This window comes from Pseudacidobacterium ailaaui, assembly GCF_000688455.1.
Classification (GTDB): Bacteria; Acidobacteriota; Terriglobia; order Terriglobales; family Acidobacteriaceae; genus Pseudacidobacterium; species Pseudacidobacterium ailaaui.
This window is the reverse complement of record NZ_JIAL01000001.1, coordinates 81090-102624: the sequence shown is the minus strand read 5'-3', so window position 1 is coordinate 102624 and position 21535 is coordinate 81090. Positions and strand designations below refer to the sequence as shown.

Below are 21535 nucleotides of genomic sequence, written 5' to 3'. Positions count from 1 at the left end.
CACTAGTGCTGTGTTCCTGACTGGAGCTTTTCGGCCATCTGAAATTCTCTGGCTGCGTCGTCCTTGCGGCCCTCGGCGCGATAGACCTGCGCCAGAATGGAATGCGCAATGTAATTGCCGGGGTCCATCTTAAGCGCGTGTTCAAGATACATGGCCGCCATGAGCGGATTCTGTTGCCCCAGAAGGGCCTTTCCCAGAAGGATATAGGGCCCGGTGGCATTTGGTTCCAGCAGAACAGCACAGTTTAACGCCTGTTGCGCCTTGTCGTATTGACCATTCCGGACATAGGCGTCGCCGAGCCGATCATAGATTTCTCCGTTTAGCGGATTGAGCGCCTGCTCCTTTTCGAGCTCGTCAATGGCCCGGGTCGTGTCGGCCCGGGCAAGAGCAATTTCGGCCAAAATCAAGTGCGCACCGGGCAGTTTCGGGTCCAGTTGCGATGCCTTCTGTGCAGATTGCTCGGCGGCTGCCACCAGTTCCTGATGCAGGGCCATGCGTGCGGTCAAAAGAAAAGCCGGTGCGGAGTCGGGGGCAAATCCATATTGGGCGGCAAAGGCGTGGCGGGCATCATCATAGCGCTGTACCTGGAGATAAGAAGCCCCCAGCACGTAGTTGGGATCGATATTTGCTCCGGGAATGGAGGCGCGAGCTGCTTCGAGGAATGGAATGGCATCGGCTGCACGCCCCATGCGGAACAGGGTCACGCCGCGCATTTCCATTGCATCTTTGTCTTTGGGGTCCTGCTGGAGGGCCAGAGCAAAAGACGAGTCCGCTTCACTCAGTTTGTTCTGCTGATAAAAAATAAAGCCGCGCAGGCGTTCCACTTCCGCCGGTTCAGGATTCACTTTGCGGAGCGCCTCAGTTTCAGCAAGCGCTTCGTCAAGCCTGCCCTGGACCCATAGCTGACGGGCATGGTTGAGCGAAGGCCCGGCTGGCTGCGCCATCAGGTAGCAGAGAGGCAGTCCCATCAGACAAAACAGGAAAAACTTGTACATGGCTGAAGGAAGTCTATCGAAATTAAAAGAGGGGAGCATTTGCTCCCCTCATGCAAGGCCGCGTTCCCGTTAGAACTGGAGACGCAGCGAAAATTGCAGTTGTCGCGGATTGGTATAGACGTTGAGTGCCGGTTCGCCTGTAATGGTGAACGGCCCGCCGTCAATGTTCGTCTGTCCGGGGTTTCCAGCGTTGATGTGGTTGAATCCATTAAAGGCATCTACGCGGAACTGTGCCAGCAGGCTTTCATAGATGGGGAAGTTCTTTTGCAGCGACAAGTCGCCGTTAAAGAAATGCGGTCCGAAGACGCTGTTTCTTCCCATGTTGCCAATCTGGTCCAACCCTGGGGCGGTGAACTGACCGCAGGGTGAGGTTGGGGTGAGTCCTGCCTTTGGATCCGAGCAGGTAACTCCACTAAAGAAGGTACGGGTATGGCTTACTGGGTCAAAGGCTGTGAGATGTGTTTTTATATACCCAGCCTTTCCGTTGGGATAGCATGGTGCGTCTCCCGGAACGGACAGGCCGCAGTTGGTATACCCAACAGTGAAGGGTAGGCCTGTGGACCAGGTAATGACAGGGCTGAACTGCCAGCCACCAATAATCTCATCCACGAAACGAGGAACATTGCTGCCAATCCACTGGTTTCTCCCGAAGGGAAGGTTCCAGGTGCCATAGCCAATGATCTGCTGTTCGCGGATGCTGTCATCGCGTCCTTTCACAGCAGTCCTGTCCCAAGTGGCATAACTGCTGTTGAAGTTGTATCCACGCTGCCATGCATAGTTCACATTAAAGGACAGGCCATGAGTCAACTGTTTGGCCATGCTCAGTTGCAGAGCATTGAACTCTGTATCTTGATCATCGCCATAGTAGCTGATGCCATTGGTCCAGCCGCACATACCCGGCGTGAGGCCCGACGGCGTTGCGTAATTTGGATCCTGGCAGGCCGCCAAGGTCCCACCATAGTAACGTGAGAGGAAATTGGAGATTGCTGTGCCGTTATTGGTGGATATGCCAGGGATGGTCTGTCCGGGATACAGCGTGCTGGGGTTGACACTGGGGTCATAGTGCAGGGTCTGCCCATTGACACTATAGGACGCAGGCAGGAAAATACCTGCTTCGTTCGGGTTAGTGTTGTTCCCGTCACCCGCACTCAGAGTATGGGTGCCTTTGTTGCCAACATACGCCATCGTTACAGAAAGCGTGGGTGTAAGGGCACGCTGAATGCTGAGGTTCCAGGCATCCAGAGTGGGCAGCCGCAGACTGTTTGGCCGGGCCTTGGGGCTGACTGCGTATCCCGGAGCAGGGAGCAGTCCGTTGGAAGGCACCGTCGGGAAGACGTTGGCTGGCGGTCCGGAGCTGAGATTGAATGCATAACTGAGAGTGTTCGGGGAAGAGACTGCCTGGTTTGCCAAGACGGGGAGGTTTTGGGTGACAACGTGTCCGAAGATCGAACCAAAGACACCAATGTCAAAGCTGCGGCCATAACCCGCGCGGATGACGGTCTTTGGATCGAGCTGATAGGCCAGGCCAATACGAGGGTTCCAGGCATTGGTTGCCGGGCTCCATCCCATGTTGCTCGGAATGTTGCCATAGCCGGCGACCCGCAGGTAGCCGTCCTTCAGGTTCATGAGCGCGCCATTGCCCTTTGCATTTACCGATTCAGGGAAGTAGAGCTCATAGCGAACACCGAGATTGAGTGTGAGGTTAGAGGTCACACGCCAAGTGTCCTGCCCATAGAAGAAGAAACGCTTCTGGAACTCCTTGGCGTTCGTAGAGACGCTGACATAGCGGCCGAAGTTAGTGACATCCCCCAGAACGAAGGTTGCAAAACCCAGACCTCCGGTAGAGCCGTTGGAAGTTGGACCGGGATCAAACCGGAGCTCGCCAGCACGGTTGGTGTCACTGGGAACGCGCAGGTTGCGGGCATAACGCAGGTCGGCCCCAAACTTGAAGGAATGGTTGCCGATGATCTTGGTCCAGTTGTTTACAATCTGGAACTGGTCTTCCTTCTCAGTCAGAGGGCAGTTGCAACGGTTGATGTTCAACCCGCTGCCGTATTGGGGTCCCTGCGACTGTGCGTTGTTTGCGGTTTCGTTTCCAGACCGGTCGGAGTCCGCAATGTTAAATGCGGGAGCGCCGCTGGTAAAGGAGCTGCCCGTATTCAGGCCAGGGATGCCCAACTGGGTGGCGAAATCTGTTCCCTGATCATATTTGGCAGTGACAATGTTATAGCGGTAGTAGCCGATGCGGAAGTCAGTCAGCAGTGACGGGCTCAGGGCCATGTCAAAACCTGCAGCCAGACTGTCATTGGCGCCCTTGGATGTGCCGCCGTATCCCTGCAGCCCGAAGCCAGGACCGCCTGCGGCACCGAACATGGTCTTGCCGGTCAAGGTGTCTGTAAAGCGGCTGAAGCGTTCAAAGACATGGGTCCTGGTCGTCGCCTGCCAGTCAATGCGCTGGCCCCACTGGTCAGAGTTGAATCCTCCAGTGCCGCTGGCAGCATAGTTGTTCTTGGTGCCGTTGAGCGCTCCGCTGGTGTTTGGAGCATAAGGCTGAAGGAGCTTCATCAGCGCCAGGGCCTGAGGAGAAAGCTGGGCCGTCGGAATGACATTTCCCGGGTAGGGTTGAGGGCCGGATGGTGTCTGCTGATAAATGGTGTTCGGATATTCGCTGAAGTCGCAGCCAGGAATGCCGCTGGGCCCCGTCTGCTGGCCGAGACAGGTGGCCGTCAACAACTTGGTGGGAACCGTTGCGGTGTAAGAGATGCCCACCTTCTGGCGAATTCCTTCATAGTCGCCGAAGAAAAAGAGCTTGTCCTTGATGATGGGGCCGCCCAGTGTGCCGCCAAACTGGTTTTTCAAGCCTGGAGGGAGAAAGTGGCCCGTGACCGGGTCCGGCTGGAATTGTGTGTAAGGGTCGCGAGCAAGGTTGGCGTTGCTTTCGCGGTAGTCGTAGGCCGTACCGTGGAAGCTGTTGGATCCGGACTTGGTCTGCGCCATTACAAATGACGAAACAGCCTTGCCGAACTCAGCGTCAAAGTTCTGCGTCGTGATCTTCGTCTCAGAGAGTGCGTCAAGAGGAGGATTGATGACGATGATTCCAAGAATAGGGTCCTGGTTGTCTGTTCCGTCCAGCTGGAAGGCGACGCCGCCAAAGGCCTGTCCATCTACCTGGATCTGTTTGCTGGCCTGCGGATTTTCTGATGCAGCATGGCCCCAGCCCAGAGGCTGCGCGCCCGGCAGAAGCAACTGGATGTTGGTGAAGTTGCGGTCAGGTATGGGCAGGTCCGTGATGGTCTTGGTCGTAAATTCTGTAGAAACATCAGCGCGGTCGGTCTTCAGTACCGGAATTGCATCGGCATTGACGGTCACCGTCTGCGATGCACCACCGATCTGGAGCTGAGCATCTACTTTAGGCGCCGCGTCTGCGAACACCTGAATACCTTTGGCTTCAAAGGTCTGAAAGCCCGAGGCCTCCACCTTTACGTCATACTTGTCCGGAATCAGGTGATCGACGGTATAGGCGCCAGAGCCATTCGTTTGTACGGTGGTCGATGTTCCTTTCGCCTCATCAGTAATCGTTACGGTAGCATTCGGTACGACGGCCCCGGTATTGTCAGTGACCGTTCCGTAGATGGAACCGTAAATCGCCTGTGCGTGAGATGAGAAGGGAAGAAGTGAAAGAAGAGCAATACCCAGGCCGCAGGCCAGGGCCTTGCATGTGCGAGTGATCATTTCTGGTCTCCCGAAAAAGACTTGCTTAAAGTTATTTTTCTGCTCCCGCCATACCGTCTTTGCCCCTTTCCAAACTTCAGAAAGGCAGTAGACAAGAGCGCGGTCTCTTTTTCACCTGTTGAAAGATGTTTCCATCAAATACATCAGGTAACAGCAGGACTGATGCTGTTCGTGGTTTTGTTCTCTGCAGAGGTACATTGCCTCTGCCTTGCGAAATATAGCGATCTGAAAACTCGACTGTCAAGGAAGGGTAGGAACATTCGCGGGAATCGACGTGACAAGGTAACCGTGTACATTGAAGAAGCTGCAAAGATAAAAGCATTTATTGAAATGCATAGTTTTCTCTGCAATTTTCTTCAGCTTGGTATCAATGTTCGACACTGCACGAAGCCATTCAAATAAACGCAGGGCGGAAAAGCTCAATCCAAAATCTCAGTTCCATCTTGAGAAGGGCGGCAATCGCACCAACTCCGCTATGCGGGCAGCGTTTAGCAGCTAAGCTGATTAGAAAATGCCCGAGTTCTCTTACCCATTTGCGTCCCATCGAACCAGATATTCTTCTGAGCGCGATTTTTGTTATGAGCCCGCCTCTATGGTTTTGCGGCTGCACGGCACGCATCCACCGCATCACGCTGTACTTCTTCTTCGGAGTAGTCTGTCACAGTGATTGGATCTCTTTGTGATGTTTCCCAGTCAGCAGTAAGACCAGATAGGATCCACACTCCCCCGGGATCTTGCTTGACGATCTGATTCAGGAGGTATTCGACGGTTGCGGGACCAGGGATGTGAAAGCCCGATATGATCGGGCTGTCTGGATTGGAGATGATGCTTACTACACTCCCACTCTTCGGTTCAAAAACCGCCCGAATCCATATCCACAAATTGATACCCAGCGCCTGCATCGTTCCTTCATGTGTTCGAAAGTCAGTAATCTTCAGATTAAGCAATTTGTTGATATTGCTCCGCAGCGCAATGGGACGTAGCGCCAGGGTCCCGCCGTCGATGGTCAACCGATATTCATTCAGTTGCCCATTCACTTGTTGCACTAGCGAGTCTAGCGTCATGTTTGAGAGCATCTTTACTTTCAGGTCCCTTTGGCAAATCTCGCCGCCGTCAACTACAACACCTAGCGGAATGTGATTGTGTCTCGCAATCTCTACTATCTGTTCTAAAGCTGTCCCCTTGCTCGGCGAAGGGTTAACTATGAGATTCTTTTGAGCAAGATTCACAGGAGTTGCCTGCCACATCGGCAAACCTACGATTAGCGCCAAGATACTCCATTGCATGAGAGTATGCATTCTCACATCTCCCTTCCCATTTGCAGTGATGAAACTGCAACCATATGCTGGGATGCCCGATGATTTAGACCGAAGAGATAGTTAGTGTAACGCAGTTGCTTCTAAGTTCAAGGAACCCTCCCCAAGGCGGCGGCTATCTGAAATCCAAGATAACTGATCGTCCGCCAGTCTTCGAATCGCCTTTCACCCGCACCCGACTCTCAACAAGGATAGGAAACAGAAAAGCTTGTCATTGCATTACACCTCGTATCGTCGGCACAGCGTTATGCAATGCTGACGCAAACCTCTTCTCCTCGATATCGCACTGTTTTTATGGAGGAGTCTGAAGCTGAGATGAAGACTATTCTGTAATCGCGCTCTTTCACGAGAGAAGGAAACTGGCCTTCGCGCGCAGAAATGAGAAGGTCTCCCGGTGTTTCATTCCACACGAGATGAACCAGGGCAAATGCCCCTCTTTCGTAGTCATACCCATCGCCATCGTCTTCGTAGATGGTGAAGCTGGCATCGGCCCCACAGTAGATTCGTATTTCATATGCTGCATCCGGAATCTCGCTGGTATACTGCATCACTTCTGTCATCGGAAAAACCGTGCCTGCGCGCACATAGAGGGGTATTTTCTCGATCGGAGCATCAGCCAAAATCGTTTGCCCCCCGTCATACACAGCATTCGTCCAGAAGTTGAACCAGCGATGCCCTGCCGGAAGATACACAGGCCGCGTTTTAGAAGTGTCTGTAATCGGCTGCGAGTTCCGGCCATAGTACATGGGCGTCGTGACAGGGCAGACCAGAAGCGACAGCCCGAAAAGATACTGATCGGTAATTTCGTGCGTCTTCAGGTCATCGGGAAAATCCAGCGCCAAAGGACGCATCATCATCGAACCCGAGAGGGTGACCTGGGCCATAAGCGAATACAGATAAGGCATCATCCTGTAGCGCAACCGGATGAACTCCGCAATGACATCGTAGAAAAGAGTGCCCTCCTCACCGAAACGCCATATCTCACGCGCTGCGTCTGTTCCATGAGAGCGGAACACCGGCAGAAAGACTGCATATTGCAGCCATCGCGTGTAGAGCTCCCAATAGCCACGATCACGGCAGCCTGTATCGGCAGGATCGGGCTCCATCGCTTCCATACCGGTAATACCGCGGCAACCCTCGGAATAGTCTCCTCGCCAGAACCATAGCTCCCGCTTGTTATCGATAAAAAAGCCGCCGATATCGAGCGTCCAGTACGGTTCACCGGTCGCGCAGAAATTCAAGCCTTCGGAGATAGAGCGCCGCAGCGTCTCCCATGTACCGCAAATATCGCCGCTCCACGTTATCGTGCCGTAGCGGTGCTGTCCCGCATATGAGGACCTTGTTAGATTGACAACGCGCTTCGCGCTTGTTGCCCTGCGCTGCCCCTCATAGATGCATTGTGAGTGCATGAGAGAATATGCGTTGATCTCACCTTCATCGAGATATCGCTTCGCTTGTTGCGTATTGATCGCAAGCCGGGCGTGCGGCTCCGGTTTCACTGCACCAGCCCAGTCCGCCTCAAAAGGTTCCGTGCAATCGCACCACCACGCATCCACGCCATGATCAAAGAGCCCGTTCCTGGCCTGCTGCCAGTAGCATTCGCGTGCTTCTGCAAGAAAGGCATTGTATGTCGATTGATTGCCCAGCATAAGGCCGCGATCAAGCAATTCCATCTGATTGGAGCATCCGCCCGTCATAATTGGCCATATCGACACCATCAGCCGAGCGCCCATGGCATGCAGCTCTGACGTCATGGCATCCGGATCGGGGAAGCGAATTGTGTCAAACGACTTCTGCCCCCAACCCGCACCGTTCGGCCACGACTTCCAATCAAGCACGATGACATCAAGAGGAATGCGGCGGCGCCGGTATTCGCTAACCACGTCCACAAGCTCGCGCGCATTCACATACCGCTCCTTCGATTGCACGTATCCCAGAGCCCACTTGGGCAGCATAGGAGGTTTGCCAGTCAGCTCATAATAGTGGCGTGTAATCTCGTCGAACGTCTTCCCCTCAATAACATAAAAATCAAGCTCATTCACCACATCCGCCCACAGGTAGGAGCCCAGCGCATCATCGTGAAATGTCATGAGCGAGCAGCAATCAAAGAGCACTCCATATCCGCGCGAAGACACAAAGTACGGTACGACTGCCTTCATGTTCTGCTGATACAGCTCGCGTGATTTGCCGCGCAGGTTGCCATAGCCTTCTTCATGAGAGCCAAGGCCGAAAAGTGCTTCACCCTTGCTGAAAACAAATTCTAGCTTGGCTTCAAAAGCCTCCCGGTCAAACACTGTTTCATCCGGAGAAACAATGGCCCGCGCGCCATCAATCCCAAGCCCATAGGTAATTTCTTTGTTTGGCTTAAAGACATTGCGATAAATCTTCTTCCGCGTAAGCCACTTGCCGCCGCGCTCAGGCTCGCGGAACAGCAGCCTGCCCCTTGCGTCCTGGTAGCGGATAGACCCGGTTTGCTTGTCCACAACCAGCGTCAAGGCTGGTACAGCTAGGTAATAGCAGCCCCTATCCTCGCTGATTGCGGGCGCAAAGTACTTCTTTTCGGCTGTAACGATCCTGCTCGTCGCATCGCTGAACTCCTGACTTTCCACATAGGTAATGCGGGCAATTGATTCGCCCGGAAACCCAATACGCAGGCGGTGTCCAGTCTCTGATGTGAGCACGGCGAATTCATCGCTGCTTTCAATGGCAAACATGCACTCTCCGGTTTATACGCTGCTGCTGATCGCTGTAGCCATGGAGCGGCGCTGCTCAAGCTCCTTGCGGATCCTTAGCTCAAGGCATTCATATCGGTAGTAAAAAAACACAGGAATCGCCGCCAGTGCGTAGCAAAGCGCCGGGAGCCAGATAAAGCTCAATTCAATGCCGTGGAGCGAGCGCTGCGTTTGCTCCACATTCGGCACATACGAATACCAGCTGAGAATCCATGCCGGCAACGCTCCTCCCAGGCCGCTTCCTGCCTTCAGGCAAAATGCCGCACCCAGTGCGGTGAGCAGACCAACGGCTCGAACACCCCGTTTCCACTCTCCGTAATCCACGCTGTCAGAAAGGGTCGAGAACGGTATCGCCATTGCTACGCCGCTGGTGAGGAACCCGAGAGACCACCCGGTCATGACAATCGCGGACGATGATTCTGCAACCCCAGCCTGGATTACGACCTGGCTCACAATCGCCCCCGCAAGGCTGGCCACCCACACTGTGCGCTTTGTAAATCGCCGGCAGAACCACGGTAGAAGAACAATCGTGGCTAGCGATATCACATCCAGGCTGTTCGCCACAGAAATCAAATCTTTGCGGCGAAGCACGTACTGAAAAAAGTAGGGAGCCGCCGAGATGCGCGAGACGAATGCAATCCAGAAGAAAAAGCTGCTGAAGAAAATGATGAACCAGGGCCCATTTCCATGGAGCGCGGCAAAACTCTGCCGGATCGAGAGGCGATGTTTTTCGCTCGTTACGACTTCCTTCAAATTACGGAAGGCGAGCAGGTATAGCAGAACCGTTCCACAGGCATACATGGGCATAACAAGCATGAATCCGAGGCGGTCATTCCCGCGCCCTAGCCATGTAACCATTTTCAGGACGGTCAGGTTAACAATCAGCACCCCTAGCTTCGACCCGAACATACGGAAACTGGTAAGTGTAATCCGTTCGTGGGTATCCCCGGTCAGGGCGGAGAGGATAGAAGTAACAGGAGTATTGATTCCTGTATAGAGAATGCTACAGACCACGTAGGTAGCTGCCGCATAGATAACTTTTGCCATTGCGCCAAAACTCGGTGTTACAAAAGTGAGCACGCCGAAGAAAGCAAAAGGCACGCAAAGCCAGAGAAACCATGGCCGGCTCTTTCCCCAGCGGCTATGTGTCTTATCAAAAAGAATCCCCCATAATGGTGCATCAATGGCGTCGACAGAACGCGCCAGCAACAGAATTGTGCCTGCCGCGGCCGCGGATATTCCGTAGACATCGGTATAAAATTTGAGCAGATAAAAGGAGACGACACAAAAGATAAGCTGCCCGGCGACCTCGCTGGCAGTGTAGCTGAGGCGTGTCGTGAGGACGGAATTCTTCATAACTCCGGAGACTTCCTGAGTCACTTCCTGGTATTGAGCCTGGCAGGCATCAATTCGCAGAGCTTCCCCCCTACCGGAAACTCTAAATGACGACTGCCTGCAACAGGCTTCTCATTTCTCCATTAAATTGTTATCATTTTTTGTCGCTATGCGTACACATCTTAACCTCCCGCCAGAAGTAGACGGAAGCATCTGGCATTATCGTAACCTTGGGCTCGCCCATAAGCGGCATCACCATGCCGAGTTGGAGCTGAACCTTGTCACCCGCGGAAGCGGTACGTACCTCCTCGGAAACCGGCGCTACAGCATACGGCGCGGAGACCTGTTGTGGCTGTTCCCCGCTCAGGAGCACCTGCTCTTTGAGCAGACACCGGACTTCGAAATGTGGATCGGCGTCTTCAAGCGACGCATGGTGCGGCGAATCGCAAACGACGCAAAAACCCGCATACTTCTTCAAAAAGAGCCGGCCGGAGAATTCTGCCGCCGCCTCGCCGAGCATGACCTGGACCGGCTTGAAGATCTGTTTACGGAGCTCTGCAATGCATCGGAGCAGACGAATTTTCTAAATGCCGGGCTCTCGTATGGATTGCTTTCTTCATGGCTCAGCTTTGAAAGGGCCCGCGATGTTCCAGTGCGCGATGTGCATCCTGCCGTAGAACGAGCCGCCCATCTTATTCGTGACACTCTCGGCAACCTTACTCTTGATGATCTGGCTCATCAGGCCGGCCTCAGTGCCACTCGGCTCAGCCGGCTGTTCAAGGAGCAAACCGGTTTCACTATCGTCGATTTCCGCAATCGGCAACGCGTCGAGCGATTTCTACAGATCTATGGGACAGGCCAGCGTCAGAACATGCTGGAAGCAGCGCTTGAAGCTGGCTTTGGCAGTTACCCGCAATTTCACAGAGTGTTCAAGCACGTCATGGGGTATTCTCCCATGCAATACCGGCAGATCAGACCTCCTCGGTAAACGGGGAACTTACAGCAGCGTGTTGCCTCCGTTGACGGCAAACTTCTGGCCGGTGATAAAGCCTGCGCCATCCCCAGCAAGGAAAGCCACCATCTTCGCTACAGCCTCTGGATTTCCCATGTGCTGCATCGGCACATTCGACGTGTAGCTGTCCATCTCTTCCTGCGTTGCATCCGTGTGACGTTCCGTGGGAATCCAGCCTGGCGCTACCAGGTTCACGGTAATGCCCGCAGGAGCAAGCTCGCGCGCCCAGGAGCGGGTCAGTCCCAGTTGCGCACCCTTGGCCGAAACATAGTTGGCAAACCGCGGATTGCCAAGCTCTACAACTTCGCTGCCAATATTGATGACTCTTCCAAAGCCTTTCCGCTTCATTGCCGGCAGCACGCTCTTGAGCAGCAGCAATGGAGACTTCACAAAAAAAATCAGCTGATCGAGATAGGACTCCCAAGTCTGCTCTTCGATGGAAAGAAGCGGCTGCGGGCCAGTCGCATTGAGCACAAGAATATCGATGCTGCCAAAAGCTTTACTGATCTGATCTGTCAACCGCGCAATTTCATCTTCGCACCGCACGTCAGCCTGAAAGGCTTGGGCCGTTCCGCCTTTTGCCTTGATCTGCTCACAGACCCGCTCTGCTCCAGTCTTACTCTGGAAATAATTGACGGCGACTTTCGCTCCGATGGCTCCCAGTTCTATCGCAATGGCTGCGCCCAACCCACGAGAGGCGCCCGTTACCAATGCTGTACGAGAAGTATCTACTGTGCTCATGCGTCTTCCTGTTGAAAGTTATCTGGACCACCTCAAGAGTACATCAAACCAGACTCCCGCCAGGTTCGAAGGAATCACACCGCAGGACAGAAAAAGCAACGTTCCGCGACAAAAAGTGATAGCAACTTGTCGAAAAGTGAGAAGCCCGAGAACCATCAATTTCGATACATTGCATATTGTCATGATTACGATTTCCGCAGAACAAAGGGAACAATACCGCCAGGAAGGCTTTATGATGCTTCCTGGAGTAATTCCTCAGGACATGCTCTCCATGTTGCGCGAGGAATGCTCTTACTACCTTGGCTACTATGACTCAATCATGGATGCCAAAGGAGTAAAAACCGACAACTTGAGCCATCGCGGCAAGCGGTACTTCATCAACAACCGATACCGGTTGAGCAGTCGCATCTGGCAGTTTATTTTCAGTGACCTGATGGCCGAAGTGGCAAAAGCTACAGTGGGACCAGAAGCCTATCTCTTTCACGAACAGTGGGTTGTCAAGGGCGCCGAGCAGGGCATGAAATTCTCATGGCATCAGGATAGTGGCTACGTGAAATGGTACGATCCATCAACTAGGCATGATCCTTACGTCACCTGCTGGTGCACTCTCGACGATGTCAACGAGGAGAACGGCACCGTGTATCTGCTGCCCCATTCGCGCGCGGGAACACGCGGGCAGATTATCGACCATATCAAGGAAGAAGGAACAAACGACCTCATTGGCTATAGTGGAACCGATCCTGGCGATCCAGTGATCGTTCCGGCTGGAAGTATTGTCGCCTTCGATAGCTTTGTCCTTCACCGCAGCGGAGCAAACCGGACCAATCGCATGCGGCGCATCTATCTGCCGCAATACAGTGCCGCGCCTATCAATCGGCCTGATGGCAAGCTGTGGGCACTGGCAACTCCTTTTCTGAAGAACGGGAAAAATATCTACGATCATGCAAACGATACGGCTGAAAAGTACGGGCCATTCCCGGACGCGCAGAAGAAGGCAGTGTAATACATCCCCGGCAGCACTCGCCAGTGCTTCGGTCTGACGTTAACGTGCCTGCCCCCTCTATGCCATGCCGGTTCTTTACCGGCATGGCTTTCTCCCTTTCTGGCAAATACCACTGGTTCTTATCACTTTTGAAATATCTTTTTGAGCCGCCCCCTTGGTTTAGTCCGGGTAAGTGAGAGTGCTCGTGGTTGAGAGACGCCCCGAATTTCTGGATCAGCGGTAACTGGAGATTTTGGTGGTCAAGGTTCTCCCGAGCTTGATCTTCCATAGGTAGAAAGTAGCCTGACTGACGTCCAGCCTGCGGCAGATATCAGCCGTCTTCTCGCCGCCCTCATGCTGCCTGAGCGCGAAGATGATCTGTTCATCTGTGTGCTGTTTCTTCGGCATGTTGACTCCTCCTGGCTTTTCCCCTGGAGAACCTTAACCGCCAATGTATTTCTAGTCCCATCCGGTACAACTTTCCGGTTTTGCCTCATCCGCGAACGACAAAAAGTGATATCAACTCACAGACAAAATGAGAAGCCTGCCTTTATATGCGGTTTGTATATTGCTCAACTGAATCAGGACGAGCCTCGCAAACGCACCGAAGAATCCTTGTGCTGCTGCATCACTACCCTGGTTCTGCTCCCGTAGCGGTGATTGTCAGCATCGTCATCGCTCGCAATTTACTAAGGCATGTCAGGCCGTGTTCAGGAGGACGCAAAACGAATGCATAAAGCAGAACGTTTAAAAATAACTTTGTGTAATGGACTCTTACTCTCAGCAGGTATGTTGCTCTTATCCCCAGTTGCTATCATGGCGCAGACTTCGACAGGGGAGATGAATGGAACGATTACTGATCCTTCAGGAGCAGCCATTCCTCAGGCATCCATCACGCTTTCCAGCAACGATACGAAAGTTGAGCGAAAAACTTTCTCGAACCAGGATGGACACTTTGTCTTCACGAATATTCTGCCCGGCACTTACTCCATTGTAGTTACTGCGGCGGGTTTCAAGAAAGTTGAACAACAGGCAATTCCAATCCAGGTCAACCAGACCGTTTCTCTCAATTACACGCTCAGTCTCGGCAATGTGGAAGAGCAGGTGGAAGTTACAGGCTCGGCGCCTCAGCTCCAGACAGCCACCTCCGAGCTTGGCACCGTGATCGAGACCAAAGTGGTAAACGATCTGCCGCTGAATGGAAGAAACTTTACCCAGCTTCTCATCCTCACTCCAGGCGTAACACCGGTGCAGAACCAGCAGGGTGCAGGTGGAGGAACAAGTTATCTTGCCGATGTAACGATTCCCGGCAGCCCCGTTTTTCGCCCTAATGTAAATGGGCAATGGAACCGGTCGAACCTCTACTATCTGGATGGTATCTTCAACACTGTCAATATTTATAGCGGATATGCTGTGCTGCCCATCGTCGATGCCGTGCAGGAATTCAAAGTCCAGTCACACAACGATGACGCCCAATATGGAGGCGCGATTGGAGGCATTATCAACCTCGTGTCCAAGGGAGGAAGCAGCGCCTTCCACGGCTCAGCATGGGAGTATCTGCGGAATAACTTCTTCGACGCCCGCGATCCGTTTGCTGATGCTAACCGTTCCGGCCCTGTAGCATTTCATCAGAATGAATTTGGAGCCACGCTGGGTGGACCTGTATGGATTCCTAGGCTATATGAAGGCAAAGGAAAGACATTTTTCTATTTTGCTTATGAAGGATGGCGTTATAAAAAAGCGACGCAGGCATTGTACTATGTGCCCACCGATGCTGAGTTGTCCGGCGACTTCTCTCATTCTCTAATCGGTCATAACATCTACGATCCGAAAACAACGACGGCCAGCTCATCCGCTCCAAGCGGATTCGTTCGCCAGCAATTTTCCGACAACATTATCCCGCCGAACAGAATCTCCATCATGGCCCAGGCGTATTTTCAGGCATATGTCGATCGGCCAAATTATTCCAATCCTGCTGTCCCTCAATATAACGCCATCGAAGATGAGCCCCAGGTAGATGACAGCGACACCTATCAGGTCAGGATCGACGAAACGCTTGGACCAAAAGATGTGATCAATGGCCGCTTTACGCGCTTTCATAATACAGATACAACTCCGGTAACCCGCCTGCTGAACACTATCACCGACCGGCCGCGCAATAATACAGGTGGCGACTGGATTCATCAATTCAGCCCATCGCTGGTCCTCGACGTAAAGTTTGGGTATTCGGCTACACCGATCATCCAGAACAAGCTCTTTTCAAACGGTCCAGGCGCAGCAAAGCAAGTTGGATTTTCGGGCCTTTCAACCTATGGCATACCACAGTTGGTTCTGCAGATGCCGTGGTCGAGCGCGGGTGAAAATCTGGTCAACCAGCAGGATCATGTGTATCAAACCGGAGCGAATGTCTCATGGCTCAAAGGCAATCATCATTTCAGCTTCGGCTTCCAGTGGCTTCTGCAGCAGTACGAGACCCGCGCGTATTCTGACCAGACTTACTCTTTCATCAACGATACGACCGCCGACCCGAATAACGTAGGCTCGACTGGCGCATCTTTGGCATCAGCGCTCTTGGGCCTGCCGACGCAGCAGGCATTTCTCAATCAGAACTGGAGCATGTCTTTCCCGATATGGGCCATCTATGCGCAGGACCAATGGACTGTTTCAAAAAAACTTACGCTGAATCTGGGTCTCCGTTATGACAAGCGACAGCCGATCGGCAACCTGACCGGAGCCCTCTACAGTGGCTTTGATGCAAATACCGGCGAGTATGTAATCGGTGGGAGCAAGCTGCCCCCACCATGCAACACCACCGGCAAAGCACCCTGCATTCCAGGTGACGGGAACCTGGCGAATATTCCTTACGGAGAGCACATTACCCTTGCTTCCTGCGCATCATTTCGCTGCCCGCAGAATGCCAATATTGGTCCCCATGTCGGCTTTGCCTACTCGCTCAATCCGGAAACTGTGATTCGCGGCGGTTACGGCATCGTATACGACGAGTATGCAGGCTTCATCCAGGACATGGGCAACCATGTAGGCAACTGGCCAGATGCGCAGAGCTCTTTCCTGGCAGTCAACCAGACGACTGGGGCGCCTCTCACGTATCTACAGGACTTGCAGACGCTTTCCGCCGCGCCTCTCCCGGCAGCATCGCCATGGGGAACCAATTACTGGAACGCAGACCCCAAAAAGCAGGTGCCGCTCTCGCAGCAGTGGAATCTTGAAATTCAGCGCCAGGTAACCAAGGACCTAGCAGTTTCCATGGCCTATGTAGGCAGCGCTACACATCATCTTGATTATACAGGTGTAGCGAACACTGCGCTTTATCCTGGTCCGGGCAATGCCGACCAGGTAAACGCGAGACGCCCCTATCCATACGAAAATTCTCTCTATTTCGGGAGAAGCATCGGTGCTGCCAATTACCAGTCACTACAGCTCAATGCGAATAAGCGCTTCAGAAATGGATTGCAATATCTGGTCTCTTACACGTGGTCGAAATCCATCGATAACGGATCGAGCGGTTTTTTCGGCGCGGAGAATGGCCCCGGAGGCGGCATCCAGAATTACTATGACCCAGACTCCAACCGGGGGCTCTCGGGCTTCGACGTGCCGCATTTCTTCTCTGCAAGCATGCTGTGGGAGCCTCCTCTTGGTCCCGGTAAAACATATTTGAATTCGGGGCCGCTTGCGTGGATTGTCGGAGGATGGCAGACGAATTCCATCTTCAGCATCCGGTCAGGTCAGCCATTCACCGTTCTGGTCAATGGTGATGTGGCAAATATTGGTACGCCTTATTCTTATGCACGCGCCAACCTGGTTGGAAATCCGCATCTTTCTCACCCAACTTTGAACGAGTGGTTCAATACGGCAGCATTCAGCATACCTGACCATCAATATGGCAACGCGCCGCGTAACTTCCTGTTCAGCGACCATGCCACAACTTTCGATTTCTCGGTCTTTCGCAGCTTCCCCGTACATGACGAGGCTTCGCTGCAATTTCGGGCAGAAGCATTCAATCTCTTCAACATCATTAACTATGCGCCTCCAGGGACTACGCTCAACGGCGGTGGGTTCGGTAGGGTCTCTTCGATAGAGAATCCGCCGCGTCAGCTTCAATTTGCGCTCCGGTTATCCTTCTGAGTATGCTGCCGGATGGAAACAGATTCTCAACGCTATTACTGCGGCAGGCACTTTAACCGGTGCCTGCTGCTTTCACCTGGAGTATCGGGATGCGGCGATCCCTTCCGGTCAAAGCAATATCTCAACTCTTTTCAAGCAGCGCACTTTTTCCTTGTGTGTCTCTGTTCCTGCTGTCGGTGCTTTGTTTCTGCCCGCCGGTCTATGCGCAAAATACGCCGTTAAGTCAGGCACAGTATCTCTTTTCCATCGGGTCTTATGACAAAGCATCTCTCGTTCTTGAGAATCTGCTTCAATCAGACCCTGACAATACAGATGCCCTTGTGCTTCTTGGGCAGTTGAATGCGCTACTGGGGAGGCGTTCCGAAGCAATTCAACATCTGACCAGGGCGATCGAATTGCGCCCGGATTCAGCTTCGGCCTATGCTGCCCTGGGAACAGCGTTAACCAGGTTTGCGGAGTTCGATGCAGCGCGCAAAGCATTCGAACAGGCGATTGTGCTCGATCCTCAAAAGGCGCGCCTGCATGTCAATCTGGCCATGACGCTGGCGGCAACCAACGATATGCCTAGCGCCATGAAAGAGCTGCAATCTGCCATTTCACTCGATCCCTCCGGCCCTGCCGCTGCCACTGCTCATTATTTGCTGGCAAAAATCTACACCGATCATGACGACGAGCAAAAAGCTATTCCAGAGCTCATCGCAGCTACCAAACTCAAGCCTGACTATCCTGAAGCCTGGCTCGCTCTGGGGCGGACTGAGCGAGCGGCAAATCATGAAGCCGCTGCCCTGGCAGCCTTTCAGCATGCGGTCGCATACGCTCCGCACGATCCAGAATTGCAGTACGAATTAGGCTCTGAATATCTGTCACAGGGAGATGCACATAATGCCGCTATCCACCTGCAACTGGCGCGCAAATACATGCCCGCCGAAACCGTTGCAGTACTTTACAAGCTGGAGCGAGCTCTCCGGAAAGAAGGCCTCACAGAAGAAGCAAAGAATTTGCAGGTCCAGGTAAAGGCGCTGACGGCAAAAGGAGACGAGGCAGGTAAACACTCTCTTGAAGCCCAAAGACTTGAGGATGAGGGTATAGAGATGGAGAGGCAGAACGAGCTAGCCAAAGCCATAGAAAAATATCGCGCGGCCCTGGAACTAAACCCCGAACAGGAAGGCTTTCGGCTGAACTATGGCCTTGCGCTCTGCCGCCTCCATCGCTGGAGTGAAGGAATCGCCGAGATTAAGGAAGTTTTGCAAAAAGACCCGGGAAATATCGCCGCACAGCGAGCTTTATATATCGCGGAAGACCACCAGAGACAAGCCTTGGCAGAAGTTCGCACAAAAGCTCATCCGTAAAACACCGCTGCCAGCCATTTAGCCTTCATGTCTCTGAACATTTCTGAGAACTTGTATCTATACAACAAACTACTATCAGAAATCGCCTTGCGGCGATGAGGAGTCTTTCTGGTCATGAAGCCTATCCTGCGTCACATCGCAAACCTGTGGACATTGATGCACTATCCGTCCCGGGAAAACGAATGGAGCCTGGATGAAAAGCTACAGGCAATCAAAGAAGCTGGTTTTGATGGCGTATGCTGGGCGCCAAGCCCTGAGCTCTATGAGGCTGCTACGCGCAGGGGTTTGATCTTTGTTGGCGGCATGGCTTCAGACCAGGCCTCTGCGTTCCCCGGTCTGCTACAGGATCTCAAACAGTATGGCGCAACCCATGTGAATGTTCAACTCGCGGGTGACCACGTGCTCACTGCTGAAGCTCTCCAGTTAACGCTCACGCTCATGGAAGAGGGTCATTGCCTGGGCTTGCTGCCTGCCATCGAATCGCACCGCGGCACCTGCACAGAAACACCGGAAAAGACCTATGCCCTGGCCAATGCGTACCAGCAGACAACCGGCCAGCTACTGCCTATCTCCTGGGACTTCTCCCACTTCGCTGTCGTCAAGCATCTGGTTCCGGACAACTTTGTTAAGCGGCTCCTCGTTCGTCCTGACCTGATCCAGAACGCGCAACAGTTCCATTTCCGTCCTTTCAACGGCCATCATGTTCAGATTCCCATCACCAACCGCGATGGTGGGCTCACAAAAGAGGTTCTGGACTGGCTTCCCTTTGCTTCTGCCCTGCTTGAGTGCTGGCTCGCCGACAATCGGAACCATGAACGGGAAATTTTTATTTGCCCTGAACTAGGCCCGGTAGAAGGCGGCTATGCGCTTTCGACTTTCCCTGATAGTTGGGAGGATGCCAAAAGACTGCGTCTTGAAATCCAGAAGTTATGGAACCGCTTGTGCTCTATGGACTGCTGAAGAGTCAAAAGCTAGGGCGGCAAAAAAATGATAAGAATTTAGCCCCAAAATGAGAAGCGCAATCATTCTTCGCATCGATACATTAAGCGGCATGCCGAAGCCACCTGCAAGCAGCCAACTCCAGCAGCACCGCTTTTTGCTGTGCAACTCAGAGAAAGGAATCCAGTTTCAACAGGAAGAATAAAGATAAAGTCATGAAGATGAGACAAAAGCGAATCGTGGCACTCCTCTGCATCCTAGGGGGTGACACTGCCGTACTGCCCGTTTACAGTCATGTGCAGACAACAAGGACTCTTTACGTATCAACCAATGGCAGTGATGGCGCTGACGGCACCCGTTCTCATCCTTTTCAGACGGTTGCACGCGCTCAGACCGCAGTGCGCGCCTTGAATGCATCCAGTGATGTAACCGTGCTGATTGAAGACGGTACATATTCTCTCGATGCCCCGCTGAATTTTCGTTCCGAAGATGGAGGACAGGGCAGCCATCACGTCACATGGCAGGCTGCGTCAGGAGCGCACCCCATATTTTCCGGCGGAGTTCGAGTTACCGGCTGGCAGGTATACAAGGCTGCGGAACATATATATGTAGCTGATGTTCCTGCGGGCGTTAATTCACGTCAGTTGTACTTCGACGGAGTTCTCGGAGACCGCACCTCGAAGGAGATCAAGACAGAGGACATAGAAATAACGTCAGACGAGCTCATCATTCACAACCGCAATCTCGCCTGGCTCAGTAAAGTCAAAAATCCGTCTCAAATGGAATTGGAAGTGCTTGGGAGCTTCACCGATCGCTATGCGCCGGTTGAGAGCGTTCAGCCCACTACTGATGGAGTAGTTCTGAAAATGGCGCAGCCCTCGTGGGCGAATAACACCTGGGGCTACGATGTGCCCAGCGAGGCAAAGCGAAATAACGGCAAGCATTTCTATCTCCTCAATGCGCTGGAGCTCATGTCGGAGCCGAACGTTCTACAACCTCACCGCAATCTTTGGTATCTCGATCCATACGCGGGCAAGCTTTATGTAAAGCTCGATGAAGATCGAGACATCAATAATATTACGGTGATGCTGCCCCGCCTTCAATTATTGCTGAGCATTGCCGGCACGTACAAGCAGCCGATACAGAATTTAACATTCAAAGGGCTGAGCTTTCGTTACACCACCTGGCTTGGGCCTTCTGAAAATACCGGCTTTGCAAGCCAGCAAAGCGGAGCCTACCTTAAGGACCTAGCTCCAACACACCCCAGCAACGCATTCCAGACTTGCAATCGCGGCTGCGTGGAATTTGAATCCATGCGCCAGCACTGGTCGCAGATTCCCGCAGCCATCCAGGTAGCCGCAGCGCATAACGTTACATTCGACCACGACAGCTTTAGCCAACTCGGCATGGTCGGGCTTGGGATCGGTAACGATGCCGGGTCCAATGCAAGCGGAATTGGCTTGGGAACTGATGGCGTGCGCGTTACGCACTGCCACTTCGCAGTTCTGTCTGCCGCGGCGGTCCTGGCAGGTGGAGTTCAAAAGGACGCTCATCACCCGTCTGATCCGCGCATGACTAACCGTCATCTGATGATTGACAACAACTATGTCAGCACTGTCAGCCTGGATTACAAAGACAACGCCGGCATCCTCAGCACATATTTTGATGGGGCTGAGATTGTTCACAACGATGTCTCAGACCTGATGTATGACGGCATCGATATTGGATGGGGATGGGGCTATAACGATCAAGGCGGTAACCCGAACTACCGGGACAACCAGCATGGCTATACAGTCAATCCTGTATTCCAGACTCCGACCATCCTGCGAAACAATCTTGTCGCCTATAACCGCATACATGGCGTGAAGAAATACTTCGTCGATGGCGGGGCCATCTACAATCTGTCTTCTTCTCCAGGCACCGTTATCCGGAATAACTACCTTTTCGATCTCGGAGACAGAATCGGCCTCTACACGGATGAAGGCAGCAAGCACATCCGCCTGCTGAACAATGTCGTAGAGACGCAGGGCTTCTGGTTATTTGCCAATACAGTGGGCAAGCTCTACGCCTTGAAAATTACCTCTGACAATCGCGCCATCGGCAACTGGCACAATTCGGACAAAACCGGAGAACGCTGGATTCCTGAAAGCGACTGTCTCATCCTCCAGGACCATTTGGTTGCGAACAAAGAGTGGCCTGCAGAAGCGCAGAAAGTCATCAACGAATCAGGTATTCAGCCAGAATAAGGTGGTCAAGGCT

General features: G+C 53.1%; 13 protein-coding genes. 6 read left to right on the top strand and 7 right to left on the bottom strand.

The annotated features are described in order from the left end of the window. Positions 1-2: 2 nt before the first annotated feature. From N655_RS0100455 to N655_RS16510, 5 genes are all read right to left on the bottom strand, one after another. A complete protein-coding gene (locus tag N655_RS0100455; protein ID WP_026441410.1) occupies positions 3-995 on the bottom strand; it encodes a tetratricopeptide repeat protein in 993 nt (330 codons plus the stop codon). Between the two features lie 69 nt (positions 996-1064). Further along, a complete protein-coding gene (locus N655_RS16520; RefSeq protein ID WP_044933719.1) occupies positions 1065-4727 on the bottom strand; it encodes a TonB-dependent receptor in 3663 nt (1220 codons plus the stop codon). Between the two features lie 590 nt (positions 4728-5317). Further along, positions 5318-6025: a hypothetical protein gene (locus N655_RS0100440; protein ID WP_026441408.1), complete on the bottom strand. Its 708-nt coding sequence runs from the start codon at positions 6023-6025 to the stop codon at positions 5318-5320. Positions 6026-6288: 263 nt separating this feature from the next. Beyond that, positions 6289-8757 carry a glycoside hydrolase family 31 protein gene (locus tag N655_RS16515; RefSeq protein WP_049961157.1) on the bottom strand — a complete coding sequence of 823 codons (2469 nt, stop codon included), beginning with the start codon at positions 8755-8757 and terminating at the stop codon, positions 6289-6291. Between the two features lie 12 nt (positions 8758-8769). Further along, positions 8770-10131 (bottom strand): glycoside-pentoside-hexuronide (GPH):cation symporter, encoded by a 1362-nt coding sequence (locus tag N655_RS16510; RefSeq protein WP_044933717.1) that lies wholly within the window; start codon positions 10129-10131, stop codon positions 8770-8772. 148 nt (positions 10132-10279) lie between these two features. Here N655_RS16510 and N655_RS19570 point away from each other — a divergent pair, with 148 nt between their 5' ends. After that, positions 10280-11098, top strand: a complete 819-nt coding sequence (locus N655_RS19570) for an AraC family transcriptional regulator (RefSeq protein WP_026441407.1) — start codon at positions 10280-10282, stop codon at positions 11096-11098. A gap of 9 nt (positions 11099-11107) precedes the next feature. Here the strand turns inward: N655_RS19570 and N655_RS0100420 are convergent, their stop codons facing one another. Next, positions 11108-11863, bottom strand: a complete 756-nt coding sequence (locus N655_RS0100420) for an SDR family oxidoreductase (protein ID WP_026441406.1) — start codon at positions 11861-11863, stop codon at positions 11108-11110. Here N655_RS0100420 and N655_RS16500 point away from each other — a divergent pair. Beyond that, the gene (locus N655_RS16500) at positions 11862-12866 is read left to right on the top strand and encodes a phytanoyl-CoA dioxygenase family protein (RefSeq protein WP_069955795.1); all 1005 of its coding nucleotides are present in this window, start codon (positions 11862-11864) and stop codon (positions 12864-12866) included. The two genes, N655_RS0100420 and N655_RS16500, sit on opposite strands and share 2 nt — an antisense overlap. A 213-nt stretch (positions 12867-13079) precedes the next feature. Here the strand turns inward: N655_RS16500 and N655_RS20140 are convergent, their stop codons facing one another. Continuing rightward, positions 13080-13253 (bottom strand): transposase, encoded by a 174-nt coding sequence (locus N655_RS20140; protein ID WP_081823488.1) that lies wholly within the window; start codon positions 13251-13253, stop codon positions 13080-13082. Positions 13254-13661: 408 nt separating this feature from the next. Between N655_RS20140 and N655_RS0100405 the strand changes: the two genes are divergently transcribed. The 4 genes from N655_RS0100405 (at position 13662) to N655_RS0100385 (ending at position 21522) form a co-directional block, all read left to right on the top strand. Then, positions 13662-16988, top strand: coding sequence for a TonB-dependent receptor (locus N655_RS0100405; protein WP_049961156.1), 3327 nt, complete (start codon positions 13662-13664; stop codon positions 16986-16988). Positions 16989-17077: 89 nt separating this feature from the next. After that, on the top strand, positions 17078-18337 hold the full coding sequence (locus tag N655_RS0100400; protein WP_026441404.1) for a tetratricopeptide repeat protein: 1260 nt from the start codon (positions 17078-17080) through the stop codon (positions 18335-18337). A gap of 114 nt (positions 18338-18451) precedes the next feature. Then, positions 18452-19297: a hypothetical protein gene (locus N655_RS0100395; RefSeq protein ID WP_026441403.1), complete on the top strand. Its 846-nt coding sequence runs from the start codon at positions 18452-18454 to the stop codon at positions 19295-19297. Positions 19298-19491: 194 nt separating this feature from the next. Beyond that, positions 19492-21522 (top strand): right-handed parallel beta-helix repeat-containing protein, encoded by a 2031-nt coding sequence (locus N655_RS0100385; protein WP_049961155.1) that lies wholly within the window; start codon positions 19492-19494, stop codon positions 21520-21522. The last annotated feature ends 13 nt before the right edge of the window (positions 21523-21535 follow it).